Raw genomic sequence first — 3150 nt, 5'->3', positions numbered from 1 at the left:
GTTCCAGTTATTGCAGCTGGTGGAATTGGTGATGCTCGCGGTGTTGCAAGCGCCTTTGAATTGGGGGCAGAAGGTGTCTTTTTAGGAAGTCGTTTTATTCCTACTGTTGAAAGCCCGGCAGCACAATCAGTAAAGCAAATGATTGTGGATTCATCTGCTGCAGATTTATTGTTGTACCGTACTTTGCCAGCTTACTACCGTTCGTTGCCTACACCATTTGCTGAAAAATTGGTAGCTATGGACAAACAAGGCGCATCCCGTGAAGAAATTGCTAAACTTGAGGGTGGTTCTGGTGCACTCCGTATCGGTATGCTTGAAGGTAACGGCGAAGGTGGTATTATCACTGTCGGTACCGGGATTACGTCAATCAAGAAGATCCAAACTGTACAAGAAGTGGTTGATGAGTTGGCAGCTGGTATTAAGTAATCGGTAAACTCCAATCGTAAATACTTTCTTATCGTAGGAAGTATCACTATTGATTATAAATGCATATGAGAGATTTAGCCCTCGTTTGACTTGAGCGAGGGCTTTTAGCATATACAAAATATTATATAGCCTGCCTGATAATAATGATTAGTTAAACAGGCTAATACGACGTTACATATAATTACGTAAAATAATAATTTGACGAATAATTAATTAGAAGTTATATTCTTTTGGGGGTGGTTGTTTTTGGATAAACAAGCTAAATTACACCTTATGGGTCGAATTGACGATAAGTTGAGTGATTTACCTTGGTATGTTACTGAATTTATTGACAGTAAGAAGCGTAAGCTTTCTGCCTCAACACTTCTTAATTACTGCCACGATTATATAATCTTTTTTGATTGGCTGATTACAGAGAACTTTACCACAGTTCAAAAAAGAACAGAAATTGAATTATCCACGCTAGAAACATTAACGATACGTGAAACAGAAAGCTTTTTGTCTTTTTTGGAGTATCAACTTGGGAATAATAAGCTAACAATAAATCGTAAGCTTTCTTCTCTTAAGTCCTTATTTGATTACTTGCAGAATAAAGCCGAAACAATTGATTTAAAGCCCTATATACAACGAAATGTTATGGCTAAAATGGACTTAAATGCAGTAAAAGAAAGTCAGGAAACGATTGCGAATCGTATGGAAGGAAAAATACTGAGAGAAAATGATTTTGAAGATTTTAGAGTGTTTGTAGCTTACGATTATGGCGAATTAAATAAAACAAACAAACGTATCATGAATTTCCATCGGTTTAATTGTGAACGAGATACAGCAATAATTTCATTAATCTTAGGATCAGGGCTAAGATTATCTGAAGTTTCCGGAATCAATTTTGAGGATTTAGATCTTACGAAATCATCTGTAAGAGTAGTCCGAAAAGGGGGAAAAGAGCAATATGTTTACTTTAGCAGCCAAGCATCTCTAGATATCGAGAATTACCTGCAGATAAGGGAAACAAGATATACCCCAGAAAAAAATGAAAGATTTTTGTTTATTGCAGCACCTGTAGGACGCAAAGGTAAAAATAGACGTTTAACACAACGTTCTATAGAAAAACTTGTTGAGAAATATGCAACAGCCTTTGGAAAGCCGGCTTTGACGGTTCATTCTTTGAGGCATTCATTTGCAACGCGTTATCATTTAGAGAACAATGATGTACCCAGATTGAAAAACCAGTTAGGGCATTCCTCAATAAGCGCAAGTTTCTCTATATCGACCTAGTTCTAGCTAACAACTTGCAATAAAAGAGGATAAACTTTGTGTCATTAATTCAAAAGGGGGCAAACTTTGTGTCAAAAAAGAGGTAAGCTTTGTGTCACTGGACATATGTCGGATGATAAAAACATTATCTCATTAATTGCTGCGGAAATCGCGGCTTTTTTATTTTATGAGATAAAGTTCTTGTCAAAACCAAATGACAAGAACTTTATCTCATCACCGATTTTGACAAGAATATTATCCCATTTCCAACAAACCAATTCGGGTTATTGTACCATTTCACGATAGGAGCACCCCTTGAGTCACGGGCTTGATCGTTCACAGCCGAAAGTGGAAGATCTATAATCTTAGGATCATCATCGGAAGTATTGAGAAGCACATAGACGAATTGAAGACTTTATACATTTTTACAATAAGATACGTGCCTGTTATCTTCTGTCGCAATTTCTATTTTAGCGGCTTTTTTATGTTATCGGTACAAGTTCTTGTCCCGAGCCAAGGACAAGAACATGTTCCGATTGCCGATTTGATGATGATCTAAACAGATAACTTACAGTCCACTATTCACCACAACACACAAACTGATGTTCATTCGAAGGTCATGTTTGATTTTCGTGTGTAAAACTGGGTGGAGAGTTGGCTATTTCTGATGAGACGAGCGAATACAGGTGGGTTCCAAAGGAAAATGTTCAATTCAGTAAGCCCATTAATATACGGGTGAAACCTTCTTCCAAGATGAGCCACTATACAATCCAACGTTTGCTTTCTTCAGGCACAACCTGAACGGGCAGGATAGAGCAATAGCGACAAGACCTATCCCAGTAGTTCTTTGGCTCCGTTCATCATTAAGGGCATAGCCTGTTTAACAAATGATTCCGCACTTATTGGGCACCCCTCATTGTTCCAAACGTAAGCAGCCCCATACATCCCCCAACTTAACATGATAGAAGCTGTATTTATTAAGAAGTGCGCGTTTGGACTCGATGGCATCTTGTCTTTGTCTATAAAGGAAAGAAGTATCGTTTGAACTTTTTCCTTTATTTGAATTTCGAATACAAGTCCAAGCGATGTATACCTTCTTTTGCACATCGTGCTTAGACCCTTGTGAAAATCGCACACACCCAGAAAAATACTCTGAATTGTTTCTTCATTTAGAACTTCGTGACCGTTTATTCTACGATTTATGATTGTCATAAATGATTCCATTAGTTTGGCCTCAAGAATTTCGAATTTATCTACAAAGTGCGCATAAAAAGTCGCTCTGTTAACAGTAGCCCGCTCTGCAATATCCCTAACGGTTATCGATTCAAAGTCTTTTTCTTGAATTAATGAAGCAAAAGCGTCTTGAAGGAGTCGCCGTGTACGTATCACACGAGGATCAGCTTCATTCTTTTTAATGGTCATCGTTAAGATCTCCCCTAATAAAACGACATTATAGAAATGGTGTTGTCT

3 protein-coding genes are annotated in these 3150 nt (G+C 37.8%); 2 read left to right on the top strand and 1 reads right to left on the bottom strand.

Annotated elements, in window-relative coordinates; genetic code table 11:
• Both GRP75_RS22635 and xerS read left to right on the top strand, forming a co-directional pair.
• Positions 1 to 426 (top strand): NAD(P)H-dependent flavin oxidoreductase (locus GRP75_RS22635; RefSeq protein WP_202404269.1); only part of this gene is annotated, 426 nt, incomplete at its 5' end.
• A gap of 246 nt (positions 427 to 672) precedes the next feature.
• Complete coding sequence (gene xerS / locus GRP75_RS22630) at positions 673 to 1701, top strand: tyrosine recombinase XerS (protein ID WP_160790426.1); 1029 nt, start codon at positions 673 to 675, stop codon at positions 1699 to 1701.
• Positions 1702 to 2511: 810 nt separating this feature from the next.
• On the opposite strand, the gene GRP75_RS22625 is transcribed toward xerS, so the two are convergent.
• Complete coding sequence (locus GRP75_RS22625; protein WP_160790425.1) at positions 2512 to 3102, bottom strand: TetR/AcrR family transcriptional regulator; 591 nt, start codon at positions 3100 to 3102, stop codon at positions 2512 to 2514.
• Between the last annotated feature and the right edge of the window lie 48 nt (positions 3103 to 3150).

It is taken from the genome of Paenibacillus sp. OT2-17 (assembly GCF_009827695.1).
GTDB lineage: Bacteria > Bacillota > Bacilli > Paenibacillales > Paenibacillaceae > Paenibacillus > Paenibacillus polymyxa_B.
This window is presented reverse-complemented; position numbering and strand designations above follow the sequence as displayed.